20 protein-coding genes are annotated in these 24253 nt (G+C 60.7%); 5 read left to right on the top strand and 15 right to left on the bottom strand.

Translation table 11 applies throughout. The features are described from left to right. Window positions 1-128 precede the first annotated feature (128 nt). Window positions 129-776, top strand: a complete 648-nt coding sequence (locus tag FYK55_RS19930) for an ankyrin repeat domain-containing protein (protein ID WP_150078224.1) — start codon at window positions 129-131, stop codon at window positions 774-776. A gap of 32 nt (window positions 777-808) precedes the next feature. Here FYK55_RS19930 and FYK55_RS19925 read toward each other — a convergent pair whose 3' ends face one another. From FYK55_RS19925 to FYK55_RS19885, 9 genes are all read right to left on the bottom strand, one after another. Further along, window positions 809-1240: a hypothetical protein gene (locus FYK55_RS19925; protein WP_150078223.1), complete on the bottom strand. Its 432-nt coding sequence runs from the start codon at window positions 1238-1240 to the stop codon at window positions 809-811. A 229-nt stretch (window positions 1241-1469) separates the two neighbouring features. Beyond that, window positions 1470-2591: a flotillin-like protein FloA gene (gene floA / locus FYK55_RS19920; protein ID WP_150078222.1), complete on the bottom strand. Its 1122-nt coding sequence runs from the start codon at window positions 2589-2591 to the stop codon at window positions 1470-1472. A gap of 116 nt (window positions 2592-2707) precedes the next feature. Continuing rightward, entirely contained in the window at window positions 2708-3295 is a 588-nt protein-coding gene (locus FYK55_RS19915; protein WP_150078221.1) for an NfeD family protein, read from the bottom strand. Between the two features lie 5 nt (window positions 3296-3300). Then, the gene (locus FYK55_RS19910; RefSeq protein ID WP_150078220.1) at window positions 3301-5427 is read right to left on the bottom strand and encodes an NfeD family protein; all 2127 of its coding nucleotides are present in this window, start codon (window positions 5425-5427) and stop codon (window positions 3301-3303) included. 372 nt (window positions 5428-5799) lie between these two features. Beyond that, a complete protein-coding gene (locus FYK55_RS19905) occupies window positions 5800-6786 on the bottom strand; it encodes a ParB/RepB/Spo0J family partition protein (RefSeq protein WP_390621746.1) in 987 nt (328 codons plus the stop codon). Continuing rightward, a complete protein-coding gene (locus FYK55_RS19900) occupies window positions 6779-7525 on the bottom strand; it encodes a ParA family protein (protein ID WP_150078218.1) in 747 nt (248 codons plus the stop codon). Before FYK55_RS19900 ends, FYK55_RS19905 begins: the two co-directional genes overlap by 8 nt. 733 nt (window positions 7526-8258) lie before the next feature. Further along, on the bottom strand, window positions 8259-9590 hold the full coding sequence (locus FYK55_RS19895) for a DUF1015 domain-containing protein (protein ID WP_150078217.1): 1332 nt from the start codon (window positions 9588-9590) through the stop codon (window positions 8259-8261). 253 nt (window positions 9591-9843) lie between these two features. Next, window positions 9844-11190, bottom strand: coding sequence for an adenosylhomocysteinase (ahcY, locus tag FYK55_RS19890; RefSeq protein ID WP_150078216.1), 1347 nt, complete (start codon window positions 11188-11190; stop codon window positions 9844-9846). Between the two features lie 658 nt (window positions 11191-11848). Then, window positions 11849-12505, bottom strand: coding sequence for a phosphoribosylanthranilate isomerase (locus tag FYK55_RS19885; protein ID WP_161604644.1), 657 nt, complete (start codon window positions 12503-12505; stop codon window positions 11849-11851). Window positions 12506-12666: 161 nt separating this feature from the next. On the opposite strand from FYK55_RS19885, the gene FYK55_RS19880 reads away from it, so the two are divergent. The 3 genes from FYK55_RS19880 (at window position 12667) to FYK55_RS19870 (ending at window position 16300) form a co-directional block, all read left to right on the top strand. Next, window positions 12667-13449, top strand: coding sequence for a hypothetical protein (locus FYK55_RS19880; RefSeq protein WP_150078214.1), 783 nt, complete (start codon window positions 12667-12669; stop codon window positions 13447-13449). A 218-nt stretch (window positions 13450-13667) separates the two neighbouring features. Next, window positions 13668-15224: an ExeA family protein gene (locus FYK55_RS19875; protein WP_150078213.1), complete on the top strand. Its 1557-nt coding sequence runs from the start codon at window positions 13668-13670 to the stop codon at window positions 15222-15224. 329 nt (window positions 15225-15553) lie between these two features. Beyond that, entirely contained in the window at window positions 15554-16300 is a 747-nt protein-coding gene (locus tag FYK55_RS19870; protein WP_235908835.1) for a polyprenol monophosphomannose synthase, read from the top strand. Window positions 16301-16345: 45 nt separating this feature from the next. On the opposite strand, the gene FYK55_RS19865 is transcribed toward FYK55_RS19870, so the two are convergent. Continuing rightward, the gene (locus FYK55_RS19865; protein WP_150078212.1) at window positions 16346-18112 is read right to left on the bottom strand and encodes a S41 family peptidase; all 1767 of its coding nucleotides are present in this window, start codon (window positions 18110-18112) and stop codon (window positions 16346-16348) included. A gap of 59 nt (window positions 18113-18171) precedes the next feature. Here FYK55_RS19865 and FYK55_RS29200 point away from each other — a divergent pair, with 59 nt between their 5' ends. Continuing rightward, window positions 18172-18360, top strand: a complete 189-nt coding sequence (locus tag FYK55_RS29200; protein WP_161604643.1) for a hypothetical protein — start codon at window positions 18172-18174, stop codon at window positions 18358-18360. 84 nt (window positions 18361-18444) lie between these two features. Here FYK55_RS29200 and FYK55_RS19860 read toward each other — a convergent pair whose 3' ends face one another. The 5 genes from FYK55_RS19860 to FYK55_RS19840 form a co-directional block, all read right to left on the bottom strand. Continuing rightward, complete coding sequence (locus FYK55_RS19860; RefSeq protein WP_150078211.1) at window positions 18445-18645, bottom strand: hypothetical protein; 201 nt, start codon at window positions 18643-18645, stop codon at window positions 18445-18447. A gap of 82 nt (window positions 18646-18727) precedes the next feature. Beyond that, the gene (locus FYK55_RS19855; RefSeq protein ID WP_150078210.1) at window positions 18728-20206 is read right to left on the bottom strand and encodes a tetratricopeptide repeat protein; all 1479 of its coding nucleotides are present in this window, start codon (window positions 20204-20206) and stop codon (window positions 18728-18730) included. Continuing rightward, window positions 20193-21917 carry an exosortase U gene (xrtU, locus tag FYK55_RS19850; RefSeq protein ID WP_150078209.1) on the bottom strand — a complete coding sequence of 575 codons (1725 nt, stop codon included), beginning with the start codon at window positions 21915-21917 and terminating at the stop codon, window positions 20193-20195. The genes FYK55_RS19855 and xrtU overlap by 14 nt, the downstream gene beginning before the upstream one ends. After that, window positions 21914-22609 carry a hypothetical protein gene (locus FYK55_RS19845; RefSeq protein WP_150078208.1) on the bottom strand — a complete coding sequence of 232 codons (696 nt, stop codon included), beginning with the start codon at window positions 22607-22609 and terminating at the stop codon, window positions 21914-21916. The genes xrtU and FYK55_RS19845 overlap by 4 nt, the downstream gene beginning before the upstream one ends. Before the next feature lie 640 nt (window positions 22610-23249). After that, window positions 23250-23810: a PEP-CTERM sorting domain-containing protein gene (locus FYK55_RS19840; protein WP_161604642.1), complete on the bottom strand. Its 561-nt coding sequence runs from the start codon at window positions 23808-23810 to the stop codon at window positions 23250-23252. Between the last annotated feature and the right edge of the window lie 443 nt (window positions 23811-24253).

Genomic DNA, 24253 nt, shown 5'->3' with positions numbered 1-24253 from the left:
TCTTCCGTGATGAAATGTGAGATACTGCCAAGACGTGCGACGTTGCGTGTCTCCGGCGTTGACATCATCGCGGGGAACGTGACACAGTCGGTCACACCCGTCCCATTCCTGCATTGCCACAAAGATTGATGCTTATTCGTCCTTTTTCGTATTCGGGCTGGAGATGCCTGACGCTCGCCTTGTTTTCCTTGGCTGTGATCGCCGGTTGTCAGAACGAGGCACCGGACGTGGAGAACACCGAAGCGGGGGACGCGGTTGCCGACAGCGATTCGGTGGAGGCAAGCGGCGAAGACACGCGGGTGATGTACAGCCCGGAAGCGTTTCGCAAAGCCGCCTTCGACGGCAAGCTCCGCGTGGTCGAGGTCTGTTTGGACGAGGGGTTGGACGTCAACGAGCCGGACGAGAATGGCTTCACCGCGTTGGCGATGGCGTCGTACAACGGCCACACTCAAATCGCCAAGCTGTTACTTGAGAACGGAGCCGACGTCGATTCGCGCGACGTGGAAGGCAAAACACCACTGATCCATGCCAGCAGCGGGCCGTTTCCGGAAACAGTGAAGGTCCTGTTGGATGCCGATGCAAAGATCGATGCCGTCGACTCCGGCGAGCATTTCACACCGTTGATGACGGCCGCCGCGTTGGGGAACGTGGAAGTCGTCAAAGTCTTGTTGGACGCCGGAGCGGACAAAACCCTGGTGGACGCCGACGGAGAATCGGCGGCGGACTTTGCTCGCTCGGGGGGTCACGAAACGATCGTCCAGCTGTTGGAAAAGTAATCAGCCTGTCCGGGAATTGCGGTCGGCCGCGTTCACCAGCGGGCCTCCGGGCGGTCCAGAATCTCTCGCAGCAGGAAGGCTTGCCGAACGCCGCCGGGGCTGCGGAGCATTTGCAGCAGTTGATCAGCCGGTGTGCCTTCCAGGGTCACCGGTTTGGCCGACGGCTGCGGCTGTGGAGACGAGCGTAGCTTCTTTTTCTGTTCCGCCAACTTCCGCTTGGCTGCTTCCGCTTTTCGTTTTGCTTCTTCCACCCGCCGTTGTTGTTCGGCAAGCGGGTTCACTTCTTCGACAATCTCGGCGACCGGAATGGACTCGTCGTCGTAGTGACGGATCTGCCGCTCACGTCGCGAATCGGTGTACTCCGACCGGCGTTTGGGCTCGGGTCTGGCACCGGCCTGCTGTTGCTGTTTTTGGGCGCGACGCTCGGCGGCACGTTTTAGAAACTCTTCCAGGTCGCCTGCCATTTGAAATCAGTCTGCCAGAGCGTGGGGGAAAGCGGCACGGCCACCGTCTGGCGACGGTGTCGATTCGCGGTTATTGGTGATCGAAGTCTCGATTTTAGCTGGACGACGCGACTTTGCCTGAGCCGCGTGGCGCTAGCCGCGGGTTCTTTCGCTTCAACCGGCGGCCCGCGCCTTGCCGCTCACTGTACCGCAAATCACGCTGTTTTGGATTGAGCGTCGCGCTGTCCGGCTAGTGATTCATCCGCGGGTTCACGCTGTCGTTTGTATCAATCGAGCGATTTTGTCCTGCCGAGGCAATTGATTTTCGCATTTCGGTGTCAGCGCTGACATTCTGCAGTTTGTAGTAATCCAGAATGTGCAGCTTGCCGGTGCGGAACGCTTCGCTCATTGCTTCCGGCACGGCCGCTTGCGCTTCGACCAATCGCGCGCGGCTCTCCTCGATCTTCGCTTCCATTTCCTTTTCTTCGGCCACGGCGGCGGCACGTTTTCCTTCGGCGCGGGCCCGGGCAACCTGGGTATCGGCCTCGGCCTGGTCGGCCATCAGGCGGGCGCCGATGTTTGCGCCGACGTCGATGTCCGCAATGTCGATCGATACGATTTCAAACGCCGTTTGAGAATCCAACCGTTTTGCCAACACGGCTTTACTGATCACGTCGGGATTCTCTAACACCGCTTTGTGATTGGCCGCGCTGCCGATCGCGCTGACAATCCCTTCGCCGACGCGTGCGATGATCGTCTCCTCGGTCGCCCCACCAATCAATTGTTGCAGGTTGGCTCGGACGGTGACGCGGGCACGGACCTTCAACTGGATGCCATCTTTGGCGACCGCATCAAGCGACGACTTGACGCTGCCGCGTGGGGGACAGTCGATGACTTTGGGATAAACGCTGGTCTTCACGGACTCCAGCACATCGCGACCCGCCAGATCAATGGCTGCTGCCTCGCGGAATGTCAGGGAAATTGTTTTGGCTTTTTTGGCCGCGATCACCGCGCGGACAACTTGCTGGACGTTGCCGCCGGCCAGGTAATGGGCTTCCAACGCTTCGCTGGTCATGGCCGGATCGTCCAGGCCGGCTTGAACCGCCATGATCTTGCTGCGAACGATCGAACGGGCGTTGACCTTTCGAAAGGTCATCCCGATCAAATCTCCAATTCCCACGCCCGCCCCGGTCAACCAAGATTGGACCCAGACGCCGAAGTAGCTGGCGAAGATAAAGAAAAAGACCAGGAGGATCCCGATCAGGATCAACGCGCCGATCAATGCCGGAATGGTTAAGTCACTTGCGTCGGCCGCGAGCAGGGCAAGCGGTGATGAGGCGACGACCGATGCGATTGGCCTTCCGAAAATCATTGTGTCCTTCCGTCCTATCGGTGCATTGGGAGCTCAGCCAGACTCCATACTTTCGTGCCCCCCGCGGACGGTGTCAACTCACCAACGCCGTTTGAAACCGCGATCGGACGAAACCGTCAGTCGTCCAACGGACCAAGGTCCAAAGACTCCAGCGACGATTCAATGGCTTCGGTGCTTTCTCGTGCAGCCGCCTGCTGCGGATTCAAATCGGCTTCGCTGGCGGCACGGACCCGAATTTTGCCGGCCGAGGTGTTCACGACGATAACTTGAGTCCCGGCATCGATGGGCGATCCATCCGTCACGGCGTCCAGGCGTTGATCATCAATGATGACCAGTCCACCGGGCAACAGGTGGGTCTTGGCGACGCCGATTCGACCGATCAAGTCTTTTCGTTTGCCGCCCGAGCGGAGCAGGCTTTCGGTCGGTTCATCCAACTGCCCCGGCCGGCGATTGAGAATCCGACGCCCGATCGCCGTGTGCGGCCAGAACAAGACCATCGCGTACAAGACCGCCGGTGTGCACAAGGCGATTGTTCCGCCAAACGCCAGTCCGGCGGGAACGCTGTGCGTGAACGCGATCGCGATCGACGAAAAAGCGGCGATCGCTGCGGCCAAGCCCAGCAATCCCCCGCTTGGCACCAGGAATTCTGCGACCAACAGCAGGAAGAACACGGCCAGCAGGCCAAACGAATAGGTCAGCGGCATGGCGGTTACTGTTGTTCCACGACAATCTTCGCGCCCTGAACGTCGATCACCCGCACCTGCACCCCTTTGTCGATCATCGATCCGTCGCTAACGATCTGAACAATCTCGTCTCCGAACCTTGCTTTTCCGCTGGGTCGCAGAGACGTGGTCGTGATCCCCGTCTGATGCAAAAACCTTGTGTAGTCGACCAGCTTTTCCGCCACGTCGATGGCCTGGGAATCGGGCATTTCCATGACCAGGTGACGGAACAACGGAACATGCGGAAACAATTGCCGCATCAACACGAACCCGCCGAACAGGCCCAACAGACTTCCCAAGGCCGCCCACAGGCCGCGGGTGATCACGGACAACTGGTAAGAGTTCTGGGGAAGCACGAACGTTTGGCTCATCAAAACGATGGCCGCGATCGTCATGATCAATCCTCCAATGCCGAACACGCCAAAACCGGGGATCACAAAGACCTCCAGCGCGATGCAACTGAGCCCCAGTACCAGCAAGACCAATTCCAACCATTCCGCGGTGCCGGCCAAATAGTTCATCCAGAAAAACAATCCGAAGCACACCATCGCCAGGAATCCCGGCACCCCCATCCCGGGCGCGTTCATCTCCGCCGAGAGAGCGACGAAACCGACCATCAACAGAATCATCATCAGCCCTTGGCTGCGACCGAGGCGTTCGACGAACCGCACCAGTCCGCGGTCGGAGACGGGTTTGGGAACTTCGTCCAGCCCGGATCGAATGGCGACGTCTTCGATCGATTCGCTGCTGGCATCGGCCAACCCCAATCCGATCGCCTGTTCCGTCGTCAGCCCATCGGCCAGCTCGATCCGGTCGCCGCGTTCCCATCGCTGTCGCTCCAACGCCGGGTCATCGACTCCGGAAACCAGGTCGTCCGCGGTGGCATAGCGGATCTGGCCGGTCTTCTTGTTGGTGAATCGGTAGACTTCCAAATCACGACAAAGCAGTCCGCGAATCAGCCCCACGGGACGCTTGGTGTTCTCGGCGATCGACTCAATCAGTTCGGCGTGGTTGTCCAAGTCCTGCAGCGAGATCGCATCGGAGCCGGGACCGCCCAACGTCGCATCGGGATGCATGTACAACGGCTTGCAGGACAACGCCATCAACGCGCCGTCGGCCCGCGCCTCACCACGGACGAAACCCACGACGGATCGCAACGGTGGTTGAGGCATTGCGAACAAGCTGCTCAAGCTGGCGCTCTGATCGATGTCGCCCCCCATCGAGTCGAAGGTGACCAACCAGGTATTGATCTGGTCGTCCGTCAAGCTGCCGCTCAGATTGCTGATCCAGCGGCGAACACGATTGCGGGCGATGGAACCGGAGATATCCAGCAGGATGGCTTTGGCTTTTCCGGAAACTTGTTCGGAGGCGACCGGGGAGATCGATGCCAGGTCCAACACCTGTGCCGCGTCGTCCAGATCGCCCACGATGCCGGCTGCCACCCGAGCCGATCGCAGCCGGTCCGCGTCAATTTTCGCGGGTGCGCCGGCGGCGCTCCAAACCTGTTCGCCCAGCACGGCTCCGGTTTCACGGAGTTTCACGAGTTGGTCTCCGGCGGCCAACGCTTGCCCACCGTCGACCTTGCTGACCCACGCCAGTTCGGTGTCCGGATCGACCAACGCTTGAACCAGCGCCGGAGGAAAGAGGCCGCGGCGTTTGGCAATGCTTTGGTAGGCCAAGCTGATCGTTTCGTCAGCCGCCGATTCGCCCGCGGTGGCGTCGGCAAGTACGCCGGCCGGCGAGAGCAGCAGGGCATCGGAGGCCAGGATGGGCAACACGCTGTGGCCGGACACTTCGCCCTGGACCAGCGAAATGATTCGAACGGATCGAAACCGATCCCCGGTGATCGCGCGGGCCAGCTTCAACGCATCCTCAAATGCCGTTGCTTGCCCCCCGGAGGCGTCCTCGGGGTAGCGCAACACGACATCCAGGCGCGCGCCCTCGGGGGCCGACTCGGCGAGCCGTCCCAACTGGCCCAGCAGGGTATCGGCCGATCGGGCGGTCAGCGGAACCGGGACGTCCAGCACGTATCCGGATTTCGCCTCCTGGGCCCGAGCCGACACGGCCGTCAGGGAGGTCAGGCAGCTCAGCAATAACAACGCTCGAAAGCTCACTCAGTCGACTCCCAATCCGACGGTAAATGGACTTGCCGTCATTATAGGGCACTGGAAGAGTTCGGGCATGGCGCCGAAGTTGCAGAAGACCGTCGCAAACACGCGAATGCAGCGGCAGCGTCCTGCGTGGAGGTCGCGCAGTTCTCCGAGCTTAGAAGGAGAAAGGATGCGTTTTTTTGAAGTCGACCCTCCCTCCGGCAGGGTCAGTGGACAAGGCACGAGCCTTTGGGGAGGGTGTCTTCATCAAACAGCTGAAATCAATCGCGCCGGACGTGTCCCTCCCCGCGTCGTCGCAAGCTCCTCCGCGACCCTCCCGGAGGGAGGGTGAAGCGAAACGGCAGGACCTCCAAGCGGGAGGGTGAAGTGCCTGGATTATCCGGCGACGCGAAGCTTCGGAGCGGACTCCTGGTTGAGCATCGCTCGCAAACGTTCGAATTCGTTCGCATCGCTGAAATGAATCGTGATTTTTCCGCGACCACGAGCGCTGCTTTTGATCTCGACCTTGGTGCCAAACACCATCCGCAATTCCTGCTGCATGGCTTCAATCTGCGGTGAGGGCTGGCGACGCTTTTGCCGGGTCGCATTGACGACCTTGCGGCCGGTCTCCTGGTCCTCTTCCGCCTTCAACATTTCGGCCACCAGCGTTTCGGTCGCTCGCACGCTGAGCTTGTCGTCCATGACGCGCTGCGCGGTCCGGGCCTGGATCTCCTCGTCGCCGATCGGCAACAGGGCCCGGGCGTGGCCGGCGGTGATTTCGCCGGATTGCAGCAGATCCAGAACGGCTTCGGGAAGTTCCAGCAAACGCATCAGGTTGGCGATCGTGCTGCGATCGATGCTCAATCGCCTGGCCAAATCTTCCTGCTTGCACTGGTGCTCTTCGATGTAGCGTTTGAACGACAGCGCCTTTTCGATCGGATTGAGATCTTTCCGCTGCAGGTTTTCGATGATCGCCAATTCGGCGACCAGCCGGTCGTCCGCTTCTCGGACCTCGGCGCGAATCGTTTTCAGCCCGGCATGGATGGTCGCCCGCAGCCGCCGTTCGCCACTGATCAGCTGGTAGCGGCCGTCGACGATCCGAACCAGAACCGGTTGCAGTTGCTGGTGGTTCTTCAGGCTTTCCGCCAGCGAGGCGATTTCGTCGGGATTGAATTCGCGACGTGGCTGAAACGGGTTGTTCTCGATCTGGTCGACCGGCAGTTCCAGCGTCTGGACGCCGGAGGCGTTGGCGGGGCCGTTTTCCCCGTTGCCACCTGCGGGCGATTGCAGCGGATTGCCGTCCTCGTCCAACGGACTTCCGAGCAACGCTGCCAAGCCTTTTCCCAACCGACGATCCTTCGCCGAAGCAGATGAACTAGTCACGCTGTAGCACCTCCATGCACAACTGCGTATATGCGAAAGCACCGCGCGATCGCGGAGCATATTGGAAAACATTTTCGCCGTGGCTGGGCGCCTCGCTGAGCGAGACGTCGCGGGGCACGACGGATTCGAACACGATGTCGCCGAAGAACTCGCGGACTTCCGCGTCGACCTCACGGGTCAGTTCAAGCGTGGGATCGTACATGGTCAGCAGGATCCCGCCAAAGGTCAGTCGGCCATCGGTGGCAACGATGACTTTCTTGATCGTTTTGATCAGCTGGGTCAGCCCTTCCATCGCGAAGTACTCGCACTGAATGGGCATCAACACTTCCGTGCTGGCGGTCAAGGCCGTTTGCGTCAGCTCGCCGACGCTGGGCGGACAATCGATCAGCACGTAATCGTAGCGGTCAAAGACGCTGTCCAAATGCTTCCGCACGCGGTTGGCCTGCTGGTCGTCCGAGGTCGCCAGCAGGTCGATGTCCTGGAAGGTTCGGCTGCCCGGCAGCAGCGCCAGCTTGGGCTGTTTGGTGTCGACAATGGCTTCGCTGAGCGCGGCATCGCTGACCAGCGCGTGCCCGACGGTCGGTTCATGGCCCATCGAACTGGTCGCGTTGCACTGGGGATCCATGTCGACAAGCAGGCAGGACTGGTCGGCAATCGCCAGGGCTGCCGCCAGGTTGACCGCCGTCGTCGTCTTCCCGACTCCGCCTTTCTGGTTGACCACGCACAGGATCCGTCCCACCGCCTTGCTTCTCCGCGAACGAGTGTTGTTTGTTTCGCGGGAAACTAGGCAAAGTACGTCTGGTGAAACAAGATCGGTTTCACAAGAAACTGGGGTTGACCCGGTTGCAGCAGCGAGCGCAGCCGGCGGTGTCGGGAGCTGGCGGAGCCAGCGTGCAGCGCGTTCCCGGGCGGGAGCCCGGGAACGAGTGAGAGTTCTACCCTGGTTCCAAGGCTCCCGCCTTGGAACCGGCTGCGAGACAGGCTCGGCCTGTCCGCGACGCCAGGGGCTGGCGGAGCCAGCGTGCAGCGCGTTCCCGGGCGGGAGCCCAGGAACGAGTGAGAGTTCTACCCTGGTTCCAAGGCTCCCGCCTTGGAACCGGCTGCGAGACAGGCTCGGCCTGTCAGCGGTGGCAGGGGCTGGCGGAGCCAGCGTTCAGTGCGTTCCCGGGCGGGAGCCCGGGAACGAGAGAGTTCTACCTTGGTTCCAAGGCTCCCGCCTTGGAACCTGCTGCAAGAACAGGCTCCGCCTGTCAGCGGTGGCAGGGGCTGGCGGAGCCAGCGTTCAGTGCGTTCCCGGGCGGGAGCCCGGGAACGAGAGAATTCTACCTTGGTTCCAAGGCTCCCGCCTTGGAACCTGCTGCAAGAACAGGCTCCGCCTGTCAGCGGTGGCAGGGGCTGGCGGAGCCAGCGTTCAGTGCGTTCCCGGGCGGCAGCCCGGGAACGAGAATCTGGTTCGGCACTGCAAGCCGGGATCACTTCAACGGGTTGAAGGTCAAGCCGCTCAGCAGTTTTGGATAGAAATAGGTGCTCTTGGCCGGCATGCGTTCTTTGTGCAAGCTGATCGCCTCGACGTGCTCCAGTTTGGCCGGCATCACGAGCGCGGCCAGCGTGTAGGGTTCGTCGCCTTCGCTTTCCGCCTGGCTGCCTTTGCCTTGAAGTCCTTCGATGGTTTCGGACACCTCGTGCACGTAGGTCGGCTTGGGGTGCCCGGCGCAACCGAGCAGATCATCGATGACCAGGCGATGCAGCAGGCTGACGCCCAACGCCCGCCAATCGTCGCTTTGCGACGGTGCCAATTCCTTCATCCGCTGAGCGGCTTGGTCGGTTGCTTTGGCCAATACCCAGGTCTGGTCCTTGACGCCAAAGATCGCGATCAGCCCCTGTTCGTCGGCCGCTTCCATCTTGCCCCATGCCGTCTCGGCGGATTCAACGCCGGGCGCCAGCTTCTGGCACTCGAACGCGTCTCCCAAGGCGGCCACGATCTCGTCGGAGGAGAAGCTGCGGGTTCCGCGGAGCAAACGGTGAGTCGGTAACACGATCATCCCGGGATCACTCATCCCCACCAGCATGGTCATCACGAAATTGGCCGGATGATCCTCGTCGATCGCACCTTCGGTTTCGATCACATGCTGCTTGTAATTGCAGGCGGTTTCGTAGCGGTGGTGCCCATCGGCGACGAACATCGGTTTGTCGGCCATCAACTGGCTGACTTTCGCCGCCACGGCCTCATCCTTGACCGGCCACAGGGTGTGACGGACGCCCAGGTGGTCGGTGCATTCGATCGGTGTGACGCCCTCGGTCGCGGCGTCCAGCAATTCGATGATCTCGTTTTCCGGATCCGGGTACAGGCCAAAGATCTGGCTGTTGTTCTGCCCGGTCGCTTTGGTCAACTTCAGGCGGTCGACCTTTGCCTTGGGGTGCGTCTCTTCGTGCGGGTAGACATTGCCCTCGCCGAAAGGTTGAATCCGGACGCGGGCCATGAATCCGCGGCGATTGAAGGTCTTGCCGTCGGCTTCGAATTGCTGATGGTAGACGTAGTAGGCCGGTTTGTCCTCACGCTCCAGCACGCCTTCATCGACCCATTGTTGGACGAACTTCGCGGCCCGTTCGTACTTTTCATCGCCGCTATCGCCGGGTTCGGAGCGGTTCAGGATGATGCGGATCACGTTGGCCGGGTGCTTTTGGTACAGCTGGTCCTGCAGCTTCGGATCAATGACATCGTAGGGCGGCGCGATGACATCCGAGATCGAACTGACGTGATCGAGCGAATAACGCAGGGCAGCGAACGGAGCAATCTGAGGCATCAGAAAGGTGGTGGGTGTGGGGAAAGTCTCAGAAATCGATTGAGTGCGAAATCGTAGCGAATCGCCCGAACGACGCGTAGCCCCGGCAGCCGCCCGGTGGGATCGGCGGGAGGACCCGGTCGACGTTTTGCGGCAGCCACGCTGGCCGGAACAAGCGAACCGAAACCAAGAAAGGTTCGGGTAAAAAAGAAACGCCGGATCGTCCATGACCATCCGGCGTTTTCCAGGTTGCGACGTGTCGTGGCGACGCGGCTCAGTACCGGTAATGATCCGGCTTAAAGGGACCTTCGACCGGAACACCCAGGTACTCGGCCTGCTCCGCTGACAGCTTGGTCAGCTTGACACCCAGCTGGCTCAGGTGCAATCGAGCAACCTCTTCGTCCAGTCGTTTGGGCAGCATGTAGACCTTGACGCCGTACTTGTCGGAATCGCGGTTCTGCCACAGTTCCATTTGCGCCAGGACCTGGTTGGTGAACGAGGTGCTCATCACGAAGCTCGGGTGGCCGGTGGCGCATCCCAGATTGACCAGACGGCCCTTGGCCAAAATGATCACGCTGCGGCCGGAATCGCTGAAGGTGTAGCGATCAACGGCACCGATGTCGGCCGGTTTGATCTCGTCCTTGGTGGCTCGCCCCTGTTCGACTTCGTTTTCCAACCAGGCGACGTCGATTTCGGTATCGAAGTGCCCGATGTTGCAAAGGATGGCATCCTCCGGCATCTCCTTCATGTGCTCACCCAGGATGATGTCCTTGTTCCCGGTGGTGGTCACGAACAGACGCCCTTCCTTGCAAGCCTCTTCCATCGTGGTCACTTCAAAGCCTTCCATGGCGGCTTGCAGCGCGTTGATGGGGTCGATTTCGGTGACCAGAACGCGGCAGCCGTAGCGTTGCAGGCTGTGCGCACAGCCTTTGCCGACGTCGCCGTAGCCACAGACCACGGCAACCTTGCCAGCGAGCATCACGTCGGTGGCCCGCTTGACGCCATCGGCCAGCGACTCGCGACAACCGTACAAGTTGTCAAACTTGCTCTTGGTGGCGCTGTCGTTGACGTTGATCGCGGGGACCTGCAGGCGGCCGCTGCGATTGAGTACTTCCAGGCGGTGAATCCCGGCGGTCGTTTCTTCGCTGATTCCGTGGATGTCTTCCAGCAGTTCCGGGAAGCGATCGTGGACCATAGCGGTCAGGTCCCCACCGTCGTCCAGGATCATGTTCAGCTTCTTGCCGGAAGGGAATGTCAACGTTTGCTCGATGCACCAGTCGAATTCTTCCTCGGACATGCCCTTCCAGGCGTAGACCGGGATGCCGGCTGCCGCGATCGCTGCGGCGGCGTGATCCTGGGTGCTGTAAATATTGCAGCTGCTCCATGTGACCTCGGCCCCGAGCTCCTTCAGGGTCTCGATCAGGACGGCTGTTTGAATGGTCATGTGCAGGCAGCCCGCGATGCGAGCGCCGGCCAGCGGCTTTTCGGGGCCGTACTTTTTGCGAAGTGCCATCAAGCCCGGCATTTCGGTTTCGGCCAAATTGATTTCCTTGCGGCCGTATTCGGCCAGGGAAATGTCTTTGACTTTGTAGGGCTGGGGCGCGGTTTCGACTTGCGACAAGGTTCAACTCCAGATTGTGCTGAAATGATTCACGCACGTATGAGGGGCTACATACCTACCACAGGGACTCCCGCTGGCACGCGCTCCCCCGAACGCGTAGATGGCCCGGTCTCACGCTGACGGCGTCCTTCGAGGACCCGTCGCGGTGCCGACCAGGCTGGACCGAGCTCCGGCAACTTGCCGAGATCTGAACTCGTCCGGGCGGCCCAGTCTAACGAAAAGCCCATTTTTGGTCACCGGGTCCCGGCAAAAAGAGCTAAGGAACGCGAACGAAAACGGCTACCGGTGGCCGAAATGCCGCTGTCGCCCGCCGGCGGGGCGTCTGGCTGGATCGCCCGCTGCCAGCCGACGCCGGGGAAGGTCGTCGCTGCTGAGAGCAGTAGCAAAAACTGAGACCCCTCGCGGAAATCCCGTCAAAGCGATTCTGGAGAAGAAATCAGGCAGAGCAAGCGGTTCGAAAGCGAAAGCCTTGAAACCAGAAGCGGGTTGCCCCCCCGGTTGCCGGGCGCAGCCACTTTGAAGCGGATTGCCCAAAGATCACGATGTCGATGTAACCACCGTCGCCAGACGGCGGTGCGACGGCAGCCTCCACGTTTTGGCGACACTTCCACGCTCTGGCGAGCGTGGCTACCACAGCTCCACGCTCTGGCGAACGTGGCTACACAGTGGCCGCCCGGACGAAGGCCGCGATCCGATCGGCGTTCTTGACCCCCCGAGGGCATTCCACACCGCTGGCCGTATCCACCGCCCGGGCACCACTGACGGACATGGCCTCGGCAACGTTCTCGGGACGCAACCCGCCAGCGAGTGCCCAATCGACCTCTGGGGATTCCTGGGCCCAGGCTCGGACCGAGGGCCAGTGGAGCGTTTTGCCGCTGCCGCCGTGGGCGGACCCCGCATCGGCATCCAGGATCAAGCCGCAGCCCTCGCTGAGCCAGGGTCGGCAGCGCTGCTGAGCGAGGTCGATCGGGAAGGGTCCGCGAGGCAATTTCACCGCGCGGATCACCTGGTAACCCGCCTGCCGCAGCTGTTTTGCCAAATCCGGTGATTCGTCGCCGTGTAATTGCACTGCGTCCAGGCCGACTTGCTGGACGGTCGACCGGATTCCCGCCAGGGATTCGTTCACGAACACGCCCACCCGCATCAAACCCCGCTGGGCGGCGTGTTGGGAAAGCTCGCGGGTGCCGGGCAGTTGTGGGTCGAGGTACCGGACACTTTTGGAAAAAAAATTCAGCCCGATCGCATCGCCGCCTAATCGATCGACCGCGTCGACGTCGCTCTCCAGCCGAATTCCGCAGATTTTTATCCGAAACAAATCACAGACCTCTTTGATCGTTGCAAACCAACAAACTTGCTCGAAAGTGCTGGCCGAACCTCGGCGGGGCGGTCGATGTTTTTTTTAAACGTTGCTTGCCAATTGCTATTGCAGGGCGATTCGTCTTTTCCGCTTCGAACCGCCAACCGGAGCCCGCCGCAATGAAAGATCGGTCCACCCTTGTCGACTTGCTGCTCGCATTTGCGGCTGTTTATGTCCTGACCCTGGCGTGTTGGCCCAAGTCCAAACCGCGCCAAATCGTTCGTTGCCAGATCTCTTCGCCTCAGTCCTCCGGCCCGCAATGGCGCACCTACAGTCTGGCGATTGACGATCCGCAGTTGAAGCAGTTGCACCAGAAACTGGACCAGTGGAATTCCCTGGAGTCCGATCCCGGCTATGTGACGGCCAAATGGCAAAAAGAGTTGGCCGAATTCTACGCCCAGGGAAAGCGGCGGCCACACGCCTCACCGACGGCCGGCGGCGATGGTCCAACCGCGACGACGCGATCCGACTCGATCGCCACGGCGTCCTACGAACTGGATGCTCCGGACGCCCTCGCAACCGAATCCCCGTCGGATCTGCAGCCGATCGATCCCGATGAGGTCGATGCGGTCAGTGATGTGCCCAGTCCTTCGGACGCCGACTATTGGTCTTCGGTGAAGGCATCGGCAGAGCAGTTGATGCGAACCGTCGCGTCCAAGAAATCGCATGCGCCGATCGTCTTTGAGAGGGTCACGCCCGCGGCCAGGCCTCAGCTGGCGTATCACATCGCCTTCCTGCTGGGACTGGCCAGCGCCTGTGGTTACATGCACTGGATGAATCTTTGTCCCACTCGCCGCGAACGCCCTCTCAGCGAACAAACGGTGTCGGTCCTGGTGCGTCTGGGAACCTTCGGCGGCATGATCGTTCTGGCCATGATCGGGTCGGTCGTCGTTTGGCTCTAGCAATTGCCTGATTTGGAAGCCGCAGACATCGGCTTCCGTGGCCTTCTTCCAAGCGGCCGATGCCGACTTTCTGAAGCAGAAATTCGGGGGACCTCGCCGAGGCGAAAAATTCGACTTCACGTGGCGGGGATATTTTGCCGATTATTCCGGTTGCAGGGACGGCACGTCCTGCCGACTGTCCCTCCAGCCAACTCGCCAACTTCGGACAAGACCGAACGATGACAAACTCCCAGCACGACTACACGTTGCCGCCGTTTCCAGGATTTCCTTCGGTCAACCGCTACGTTGCCGTCGGCCCGGTGATGGAGTCAGCCGGTCGAATCGCTCGCAGCATTTTGGCGCGCGAGGCGATATCGGTGGTAATCGGTCCGCCGGGAACGGGAAAATCATTGCTGTGCGCTTTGCTGGCCCAGCAGTTCTCTGAGACTCACGAGGTGGTCGTCGTGGGCGAAACCGCGATCGCCGACGAAGCAGCCTTGCAGCGACTGCTGCTGCATCGATTGGGCGTCACGGTCGACGTCGATCAGGCCAAGAATCTGGAATTGATGTTGGACGATCACCTCAAACGCGTGGACGCAAAGCAGGGCGGCATCCTGCTGATCGTCGACGAAGCGGCATCATTGAGCGAAAACGTGTTGGAAGCGATTCGCCGGGTCACCAACATCATGCGACACGGCCAGCCCGTCATCAGCGCCGTGTTGGCCGGTGGCGTGAAACTTGACGAGACTCTGACGAGCCCGTCGCTGGAACCTTTCGTCCAACGCATCTCCGCTCGCTGCTACCTGCACCCCTTGAACGGCGAAGAAGCTCGCACCTACATCCGGCAAGCCATCGAAGCCTGCGGCTCCAACGCGGACGAAACGATCACCGGCCAGGCAATGTCGGCTATTTTCCATGCGACCAGCGGCGTTCCCCGTCTGATCAACCAGATCATGACCGAAGCAATTGATTGCGCGGCCGAAATGGATGAATCGACGATTGACGAGCACACCATCGATCACGCTTGGTCGCGGCTGCAACAACTGCCGGGCCCGATGACCGTCCAGCCTGATTTGATGCACGAAAGTCCGGCGGTGGAATTCGGCGAATTGACCGATGACTCGACCGCCACGAAAACGGAAGCCGATTCCGAGCCCGAGCTGACCCTGGCTGACACTTCCACTGATGACCGGCAAGTGACATCACCGCCGTCGGTGGCCCCGGCGATCAAGACGCCCGCACCGCTGGAGTTGTTTGGCGACTTCGAATACGAAGAACGCATTGAACTCGCCGCCGCGACATCCGCCGGTGGGGCGGCCAAAGCGGACGATGGACAACCCGAGCGGGACAACACCGACGCCACCTGCGATTCAGCTGCCGAAGCGGTGTTTGACCTGGAAGCCGCGCTGCACTCGGAAATCATCGGGCTCAGCCACGACATGGCGGATCATTTCCTGCTCAGCGACGGAGAGTTCCCTTTGGAAGAAGGGCATCCCGACGACATCGCGGAGTCAGTGGAACCCGACTCGGAGTCGATCGAAGAAACGCTTCGTGAGGTACCGGCCGTGATTTGGTACGACGAACCGGAACCGGAAGCTTCACCCGCTGCCGAATCCACGTGCCGCGACGACAGCGATCTGCTGTTCATCACCGAAGACCTGGATCTGGAACCGCGTGAGCAACCGCGGTCGGGCAGCGACGAGGCGTTGCGCGTCGATTCGGCATCCTCGCTCGATCCGCCGAAGTTGGATGTCGACTACCGAGAGATTCTGGCCCGGATGCGACACCGATCGTAGTTGACGCGAACCGATGAGATCCTTTTGCGAGAAACGCACCGTCACCGCGGTGCGTTTTTTTCATTCTCCGCCCGGGTGTGATCGATCCACCAGGGGGCGTTGCCCGCTCGCCGGAGCGTTGAAAACGCGGGGTAGGCGACGTGGCCCGATGACGGCAGTCTGCGTGGATGCGAGATTCCCCGGAGGGTGGAGCTCAAAGGGGCGTAGCCACGTCCGCCAGAGCGTGGAAAATGCGGCAAGGCCTGCGTTTGGCAACGGAGGCGTTTTTGATTCGTCCTTCCAACCGGATCTCCGTTTCACCCGCCGCTGTCCCGCTTGCCTGAGTTTCCTTGCACGTTCACCAAGATCCCGAACCGTCGTCCCCGATCGCGATGATCGGGATTTGCACCTATCAGGAATCGGACAACATCGAGAACCTGATTCGGCGGCTTTTCCAGGCACTTCCGGAAGCCGTCGTGCTGGTCGTCGACGACAACTCGCCCGACGGAACGGCCGACGTGGTTCGCCGTCTGCAGGCCGAATTCGACCGTTTGGAACTGGTCGTTCGAACCGACGCGCGGGGGCTGGGAAGTGCGATCGTCCGAGCCATGCGGGAGGCGGTTGATCGAGGCCTGCCGTTGTTTCTGAATTTGGACGCGGATCTCAGCCACGATCCGTCGGAATTGCCGCAATTGCTGGACCGGGCCATCGCGGATCCGTCCCTGGATGTCGTGATTGGGTCACGCTACGTCGACGGCGGAAAGATTGTCGGCTGGCCGCTGCGACGCCGATTGATGAGCAAATTTGTCAACCGATTCGCGACCGGCGTCTTGGGCCTGCCGGTCAAGGATTGCAGCGGATCGATGCGATGTTATCGCACCGCGGCGTTGCAACGGATCGGTCTGGATTCGTTGCAATGCACCGGTTATGCGGTGTTGGAAGAGTTGCTGGTGAAGTTCAACCGCAGCGGCGGAAAGATGGCAGAGCTGCCGATCACGTTTGTCGAACGCGAACATGGGCACAGCAAGTTGTCGCTCGCCGAGGCGGTGCGTTCGATCGGGTTCATGATGCGACTTGCGGTGCAATCGCGTCGCTAACTGGGCGGCGGGTTGACCACCGCGGATTCCAGATAAGTTTTCTTCTTAGTCGCGTTGGCTGATCATCTGGTTGCGAGCGGCCAACGTATCGGCGGCCTTTTGCAGCACGGAATCTTCCGTGTCCAGAGTCAAACGCCCCTGATCATTTGGCCGTGCAGCGATGTATTCCGACTGCACAAACAAGTCGGGGTCGACGCCGTTTTGGCTGATCGCTTTGCCGCTGGGCGAATAGAACTTGGCCGTGGTCAGACAAAGTCCGAACTTTGCGGACTGCATCCGAAAAATCCCCTGCACGCTGCCTTTGCCGTAGCTGCGTTCGCCGACCAGGACACCACGACCGCTGTCGGCGATGGCGCCCGCGAAGATCTCGCTGGCACTGGCGCTGTCGCCATCGATCAGAACGGCAAGCGGGACGTCCCAGGTGTTCGCACGGTGGGCGACATAGTCAAAGTTCTCGCGAGAATTGCGGCCGCGGGTGGTGACGATTCGTCCCTGGCCCATGAACCGGTCGGCGACTTCGACAGCGGCCGACAGCAGTCCGCCGGGATTTCCCCGCAGGTCCAGGATCAGGCCACGCATGCCTTGGCGGTGCAAGTCCCACAACGCTCGCTCGACGTCGCGAGTCGTTGTTTTCTGGAAGTTCGTCAGCCGCAGGTAGCCGATGCGTGAAACCGAGTCGACCAGGTGCACGTTCTCCACGCAGGGAACGTCCACGCGCCGCCGCTGGACGTTCAAGTCGCGACGTTGTCCCTGCAGGTTTTCGACGGTCAGCGAAACGTAGGACTGTTCGGGTCCACGCAGCAGGTCGGCCGCGACGTTCGGATCGGACTGTTGCGTCTGGCTATGTTCGACGCGAATGATTCGTTCCCCAGGCAACATTCCGGCTTCCTCGGCGGGGCCGCCGGGGATTACCGACAGAATCCGTAACGCGTCCTCTTCGGTTTTCAGTTCCACGCCCAGCCCGACGAAGTTGCCTTCGATGTTGGAGAACATTTCGTCCAATTGGTCGCCGGAGAGCAGGCGGGTGTAGGTGTCCAAGGTGGAAACGGCTCCACCGACATACTCCAAAACGACCGCCGTGGAATTCAGACCGAGTTCGGTGCTGGCGGTGTTGGCCACGAAGGCGACTGTTGCTCGCAGGTCAAAGCGATTGTTGGACGGGCGATCCGCGATGCGTCGATGGATGGTTTCTCGGAACTGACGCACGCGATCGGCATCGACACCCGACAGCGCATCTCGCAGGAAGGAGTCTTCGGTCAGTGCGACTTCCAGCGAAGCCGTTCCGTGCAACAGCACGCGAGACCAGGTGATCGGTTCGACATAGTGCGTTTCCAGATTCGCCAGGATCTCCGTGTACAGATCCAAAGCCTGTGAGGCGCTCAAACGATGCGCCGACGCGACAAAACTTTTGTCGTTGTAGCGACGGTTCACATCGTAGTGCAGTCGGCTGATGATCAACCGCTGATAAATCTCACGGTGATTCGGATAGGCACGCCAAGCCTTCTCGTAGTGGCGAATCGCGTCGGACCATTGGCGGTCGCGTTCCAGCGCGGCGCCGGTCGCGATCACCTGCGACGGATCCGGTTGATCCAGCGGCGTGGCAGCGGTCTCTTCGATCTGCAGCGTCTGTTGCGCGCTTGCGGGCATGCCGCCCATCAGCACGACGAAGGCGGCGGCAAACACCCATTGCAGGGGCGATCGGAGTCGAACTCCCACCGGACCGGTGACGCGCGAGCCGTCGCCGCAATGATGGGCCACACGATTGTGGCAAGGGACCGGTGGCGGAAGAATGACCCGTGCGAATGTATGCATACCGATCGAATCCAACTGGGTGACTTCAGGAAGTGCGAGGGGAGGGGCGAAGGAAGTTCGTGCCCGAACTTTCCGCCGCGCTGGCCGCGTTGGTCACCCAGAAAAGGCGGCCACGCGAATATAGGTCACAAAAGATGCCCGGTCAAAAAACCGTTCGGTGGGCAATCGCACCAGATGCGCTGACCGGCATGCCTTATCAGCTGACGGTCAACTTGCATCGATTGGTCGAATTGCGCAGCGATAAATAGCGAACTATTTTTTTGCTGCGTGGCCCACCGCTGCGTGTCCAAACGCGGAAAGCAACGATGCCGTTGCCGTGGCCTCAGATTCCTTTAGCCGCTCATTTCGGCGGCACTGCAACGATAGGCATTGTCCACTGCAAAGGCCAGTCGCGGGACGAAGAAAAGTTCCCGACAGCGGGAGTCACCTTGCTGAATAGCGCCCGATCGCGTGTGCCGCGTCGCGCCCCAGCTGTGGTCTTGATCGCATCGACCGGCGGCCAACGCCTTGCCGCTGATTGCACTGCGAATCACGGCTTTTTTGATTGAAAAAGACGCTGTCCAACTTGGGGGCGCGGCGATGGGTGGCAGATGCGCCGAAAGCAGACCGTGACCGCTACAGACGGCCGAAATCGCTTTGCGCTGCAGCCCTGGCGGTGTGTTCACCGGCCGCCGATTCATCTCCCAAGTCTCGGTACAGTTCCGCCAACACGCGGCTGATGTCCGCGCGACCCGGAAGGCGTCTGGAAACCGGTTCCAATTCGGCGATGGCTTCTTGTTTGCGGCCCGATAGCGCCAGGATCCGGCCCCGGGTTGCGCGATAGTCGTCCCGTTGGGGTTGCAATTCGATGGCCCGGTCTACCCACTGCATCGCTTCGTCCAAGCGTGGCGGTTGAGCGGTGGCAAGGTTCCAAGCCAGGTTGTTGGCGGCGACCGAAGACTTGGGGTCGGCACGCAAGGCTTCGCGAAGGTGTCGGCGTTCCTGCGTCGCGTCGCCTTCGTTGGCTGCCGCGATCGACAGGTTGAGGTGGACGATCGATTTCCCGGTGGGTTGGTTTCCAGCGGATTGCGTCAGCAACGACCGGAAGACTTCGTCCACCGGTTCCGACAACCCCTGTGACGAACGTTTGATTTCGAACAGGGATTGGTACAGGCGGTGATCTTCCGGGGTCAACTTCACCGCAAGTTTCAGGAGGTGCAGTCGCTCCGGATCCGTTTCCGATCCGTGGTGGCGTAACGCCAGGTTCCATTGGAAATAGATATCGGACAATACGTGTCGCAGACGATTCAAGTCGTCCGGCGGAATTCGTTGGAACGCCGCGGCGTTGTTCAAGATCCTTGTCGCTTCGTCGTAGATCTCCAAGAACGCGTAAAGCCGCGCCGATTCGATCTTTGCCGCAACATCGGTGTGATCATCGGCGATCCGCTTGGAGAATCGCCGGAGTCCCCGTTCGGCGGCCAGCTCGGCTTGCGCCCGGTTGCCGATCGCGACGTGCAACTGGGCCAACAGCAAATTGACCGAGGGGTCGCGCGGTTCCAAAACGCGATAGTGGGCGATCGCGTCCTGCAAGCTGCGGTGCATCAGCTCGAATTCGGCAAGCATGTGCCTGGCATGCAAATCCGAAGGATTCTTGGCCAGGGCGGCCGACAGGTGCCAGCGTGTTGCCGACTCGGTCTGCGCACTTCCGGCCGCTGCGGACTTCAGCAGTTGGGAAGCAACGAACAAGTGAGCAGGGGGGAATCCGATGGCATCGCGCGGTGCCAGCTCGGCCAGCAATCGTCGGGCGCGAATGGTTTCGCCCTTTTGCATGGCGATCTTGGCCAAACGAAATCGGGCCGCAGGGTCATTGGCATTCAGGTGGGTGACTTTGCGAAGCCACCGCTCGGCAGATTCGATGTCGCCTTGCCGGTGCGCGTGCATTGCCGCGCGAAAGTAGTGCTTTGACAGGTCCCACGACGTCAGCGATTGGCTGAACGTCCATACTGCGACGCAGACGATCGCCGTGAGCAGCGCGGGGAGGCCGACGGCCAGATGCAACCAGCCCGGTTCGCGCAGCACGTATCGAATCAACCGCTCGATCCTATTGATCAACATCGGACATCCTGCTCAGGAGGGCGTGGCGCGTACGGTGATGAGCCGCGACGTAAAGCTCACGGCAATGATTCGATTGTCGATCGGTCAGCGGAACCTCGCTGACGGTCAGCACCTGGACCTGCAAGGTGCTCTCGTCCAGCGGCGACGTGGACGATCCGGACATCGCATCGATCAGCGGGCTGTTGGCGACACGGTTGTGCCAATAGTGCGTTTCACCCGCCAGGGTTTCGCCGTGACGGTCGAGCAAGCTGTAGATCAGGAGCCCGTATTGGCCCGAAGGCCCGACCATCTGAACCTCGACGCATTGAGCCGGATCATCGGGGTTTCCGTCCGGCCGCGGAAATGATCGGATCTGTTCGGAAACAATCGACCAACCGCGTGACGTGTAGCAACGTGTCAGTTGGTGCCAACCACAAAAGGGATAATCGACGGAGACCTGCGCGGCGGCTGACTGTGAAACGTATCGCCAGATCTGACTGGACTCACCCTGATCGGAGTGACGGTCGCGGTGCTGTTCGGTGTACTCTTTCAGTTTCCAGGGGCCTGCTTCCTGCGGCATGGTGTCTTCGGGCAACCAGGACAGCAGTCGAACCAGTTGGGTGTGTCCATGACCGCTTGCCAACACCACCACTTGCAGGGAAGCCAGGATGGCGATCAGTGACGTGAAGACTACCAGCGGACGAGGCGGTGCCACGTTGGTGAAGCGTCGATCGTGTTGCGCCGAAGTGCGGGGGACGATGCAGTGGGTTTGATAGGCTTCACGCGAACCGAAACACCAGTCCGCTGCCTGACGTCTCCACAGTGAGACTGTCTGGATCAAGTCGGACGTCTCTTCCAAACGGATCTGATAGTCCGGAGGTTCCCGCAAGGCGGCGATTCCGCGGAAAAGATGATCGGTGCTCAAAAGCATCGCAAATCCGGCAACGATCAGCAGGAACCCAAGGCATTCATGTGCCCAGCCTTCCGAGATGTCGATGTCGAAATGTGCTGCCGCCAGGACAACAATCATGATCCGTGTCACGTTGGCGGCCAACGACCAGAAACTGGCTGCAACGACCATCAGGATTCCACTTCGGATCCGTCGGCGTTGGTACACCATCAGCACCAGGCAGACGGTGATCAGAACCAATTGGCTGTGGATGCCACTGCAGGCTTCCGCGACGAATAGCCGGTGGCCAGACAACTCGAACGTGTTCCCGACTCGAATGTGCAGCATTCCACCCCATTCCAGCAGTCTGGAAACGCACGTGGAGGTCATCGATTGCATCTGACCGATCATCCATCCATCCAGACCCAACGGCGGTGGAATGACCAACCAGCACAGCATCCAGGGTCCGAGCAAATCACGTGCTGCCGGGCCGAGGACGCGAATCAGCAATCCGCCCAGGTTGATCAGGAACGCAACCGCCGCCAGCCAGGGTGAAACGAAGATGACCGCGGCAGCCATCAGAGCCAATCCGGTCATCAACATTCCACGACAAAGCGTGTTCAAGGATGCGGTGCGCTCGGGCAGTGTCTGAGGCCAACGAGACGCCATCAAACCGCCGGCGGCCAAGAGCACGAACGGAAAGAACTCGTAGTGGGACCGAAACGTCCACAGGTTGTGCAGGTGCACCAGCACGAACGGCAGTTGCATCGCCACGATCGCCACGTACAGTCGGTCGATCGGATGCAGCGAAGCGGCGATTTTGAGGGGGCGAACGGAGGTCATGGTGCGGACCGGTCGAACGATGAACGGCCCCGTGCCGCGCCGTCGCAAATCGGATTGCCATTTCGTGACGCGCAGCGTGCAGGCGCGTCGGGGGGGCTCCGCGACAACAGGTCGGCCTTGGACAAACGCGGTCGATGCCGGCGCGTCAGACCGATCACGGCCAGAATGGCTGCCATCGCAAATCCGGACGGTTCGGGAACCGCCACGGCGACCTGAGAGAATGTGAGCCAGGCCACATCGGACGGGGTCAATTTGTTGCCCTTGAATTCGCCGGTGAGGACGTCGGCTGGCGACCAGTCGCTGTAGTTGGGCTGTGAATCGATGTAGGCAGCGCGGACACGGTTGCCGTTGCCTTCGCCGGCGGCAATGAAAATCGACGTGGTGGGGCCGGAGACGTCTGGAATCCCGCTGACCACCGATGCGATCGTTTCCGCCGCTTGAACGGCCGCCGCGTAATCCGTCGACGACGTTCCGGGAAAGCTGAGCTTGGGAACCGGAAGGTCGCGGTACCGAATGTCATGGTTGAAGGTGACGTCATAAACCGTCCCGTTGATCGTGATGCCGTTGATCGTCGCGATGCGGTTGTCCGAACCAGGCGCGATCAGCGTCACCGTTTGGCCATAGCCTGAGGACGCCAACCACGCGGTCAAGGCGCAGCAGAGCAGGATCGATCGACGGACACACTTCGACATGGAATCGCGGTTGCTTTCGATGCTGGCTGGAAGACGTGTGGATGTGGCAGGATCAACACACGGATCGGCAGCTTTATGCAATGCGGTCCGGGTTCACAAACGGTCACCGCGGTTCTGATTGACCGAGACTTTGTGAACTGGTTCGACGCGGATGCACCGATTGCGCCGGCGCGGATCACCGGTCGGCCCGGTGGTCGCTACAGCGTCGATGCCCCTTCGCAAGCAATCCTCACCCGTGTTTCAAGACGATCGAGATCGGCGACTTTGCGCACCCTTCGTTCGTCACGCCCCGTGGAATCCGAGGTGCCGGTAGGACTCCGTCAGATTCAAAGGCTCTGGCAACCCTACGCTACAGTTAGCCCAGGACAAACAAATTGCCATCGCCTTGCGGGTTTTTCCGTTTCTGTCGTTCGTCGACACGGCATTCGGCTCGGTGGAGCGACCAGTTCGAAGCCGCCCTGGCTGGACAGCGCCACTTTGCGTGAGCCGCTTAACGCTAGCCGCGGGCTTTTTCCCTTCCACCGTCGGTTAGCGCCTGGCCGCTTATTGCACTGCAAATCACGGTGTTTTTGATTGACGGTGGCGCTGTCCATCGAGTGTCCCAATCCGCGACCGGATCAGCGGCGCCCTGAGCGCGTCATCACGCTTTGCCAACCGATCGTGCATGCCGTGTCGATCGGCGGCGGTAGAGAACGCCAACCAGGAATAGCATCCCTGTCGCGACAAAGGTGGATGGTTCAGGAACCGCTGCGGCTTCGGAAAACGTCAGCCAAGCGACGTCCGGGCCCACCGGTGCTGCGGAGAACAGCACCGTGGCACTCGCGTCGGCCGGGGACCACTGGCTGTAATTGGTCTCCGGGCCGATCGAGACCGAGGGAATCAACAACCCCAACACATTCCCGGTGGGGATCAGTACCCGGGTTGTTGGTCCGGCAACATCACTTTGGCTCCCAACGGCCGTGGCGATGGCGTCGGCGGCTGCGTAGCCGTTCGAAAAATCGAACGCGTTGGCACCGGAAAAGGTGATTTGCGGCGAGGGCAGGTCGTTGAAGGCGACTCCGTGATGAAACGTGGCGTCATAGTGTGTTCCGTTGATCGAAACACCTTCGATCGACGAAATCCGATTGTCGTTTCCCGGGTCAATCAACGTGACGGATTGTGCCAGTGTGAATGATCGCGGGCAGAGTAGGAGCAACAACAATCCGCCGAATCGGATTGCAACAGATGGTGTTCCTTTCGAGTGACGCGACATTGATTTCCCCCAGTGATTCTTGATTCCGCCAACACGGCTTACTGGTTGATAGGTCATCAAATCACCGTTGCAGGAAATGGATGTCCAAAAAGACGACCTTTGATGTTGTCCGGCTGCGGCGTACACGGCTCGCCACGCGGCTGCTGGCATGACCCTCACAATCCGATGGCGTCGCCTGAATCCGATTCTTTTCTCAGCCAGACCGGAAAGCCCAGGCGGAAAACTTTCCGATAGCAAAACATGTCCCACCGACGTCTTTTCTTCCCTGGCCGTTCGGTGGACGTCGACCGTCAAGGTTCCACCTGATCAACGAGGCTTGCGGCCGTCCCCAGCGGACGTGACCGATCACGCTTGGCTCGCGCCACGGCGTCATCGCCACCGGTGTCTGGGCA

It is taken from the genome of Roseiconus nitratireducens, assembly GCF_008629675.1.
Lineage (GTDB): Bacteria > Planctomycetota > Planctomycetia > Pirellulales > Pirellulaceae > Stieleria > Stieleria nitratireducens.
This window is presented reverse-complemented; position numbering and strand designations above follow the sequence as displayed.

Coding starts and splice junctions, on each gene's coding strand:
- FYK55_RS19875 (WP_150078213.1), top strand. CDS start 13,668: ATGACAAACTCCCAGCACGACTACACGTTGCCGCCGTTTCCAGGATTT.
- FYK55_RS19895 (WP_150078217.1), bottom strand. CDS start 9,590: ATGCCTCAGATTGCTCCGTTCGCTGCCCTGCGTTATTCGCTCGATCAC.
- FYK55_RS19865 (WP_150078212.1), bottom strand. CDS start 18,112: ATGCATACATTCGCACGGGTCATTCTTCCGCCACCGGTCCCTTGCCAC.
- FYK55_RS19880 (WP_150078214.1), top strand. CDS start 12,667: ATGAAAGATCGGTCCACCCTTGTCGACTTGCTGCTCGCATTTGCGGCT.
- FYK55_RS19855 (WP_150078210.1), bottom strand. CDS start 20,206: ATGTTGATCAATAGGATCGAGCGGTTGATTCGATACGTGCTGCGCGAA.
- FYK55_RS19915 (WP_150078221.1), bottom strand. CDS start 3,295: ATGCCGCTGACCTATTCGTTTGGCCTGCTGGCCGTGTTCTTCCTGCTG.
- xrtU (WP_150078209.1), bottom strand. CDS start 21,917: ATGACCTCCGTTCGCCCCCTCAAAATCGCCGCTTCGCTGCATCCGATC.
- FYK55_RS19930 (WP_150078224.1), top strand. CDS start 129: ATGCTTATTCGTCCTTTTTCGTATTCGGGCTGGAGATGCCTGACGCTC.
- FYK55_RS19925 (WP_150078223.1), bottom strand. CDS start 1,240: ATGGCAGGCGACCTGGAAGAGTTTCTAAAACGTGCCGCCGAGCGTCGC.
- floA (WP_150078222.1), bottom strand. CDS start 2,591: ATGATTTTCGGAAGGCCAATCGCATCGGTCGTCGCCTCATCACCGCTT.
- FYK55_RS19845 (WP_150078208.1), bottom strand. CDS start 22,609: ATGTCGAAGTGTGTCCGTCGATCGATCCTGCTCTGCTGCGCCTTGACC.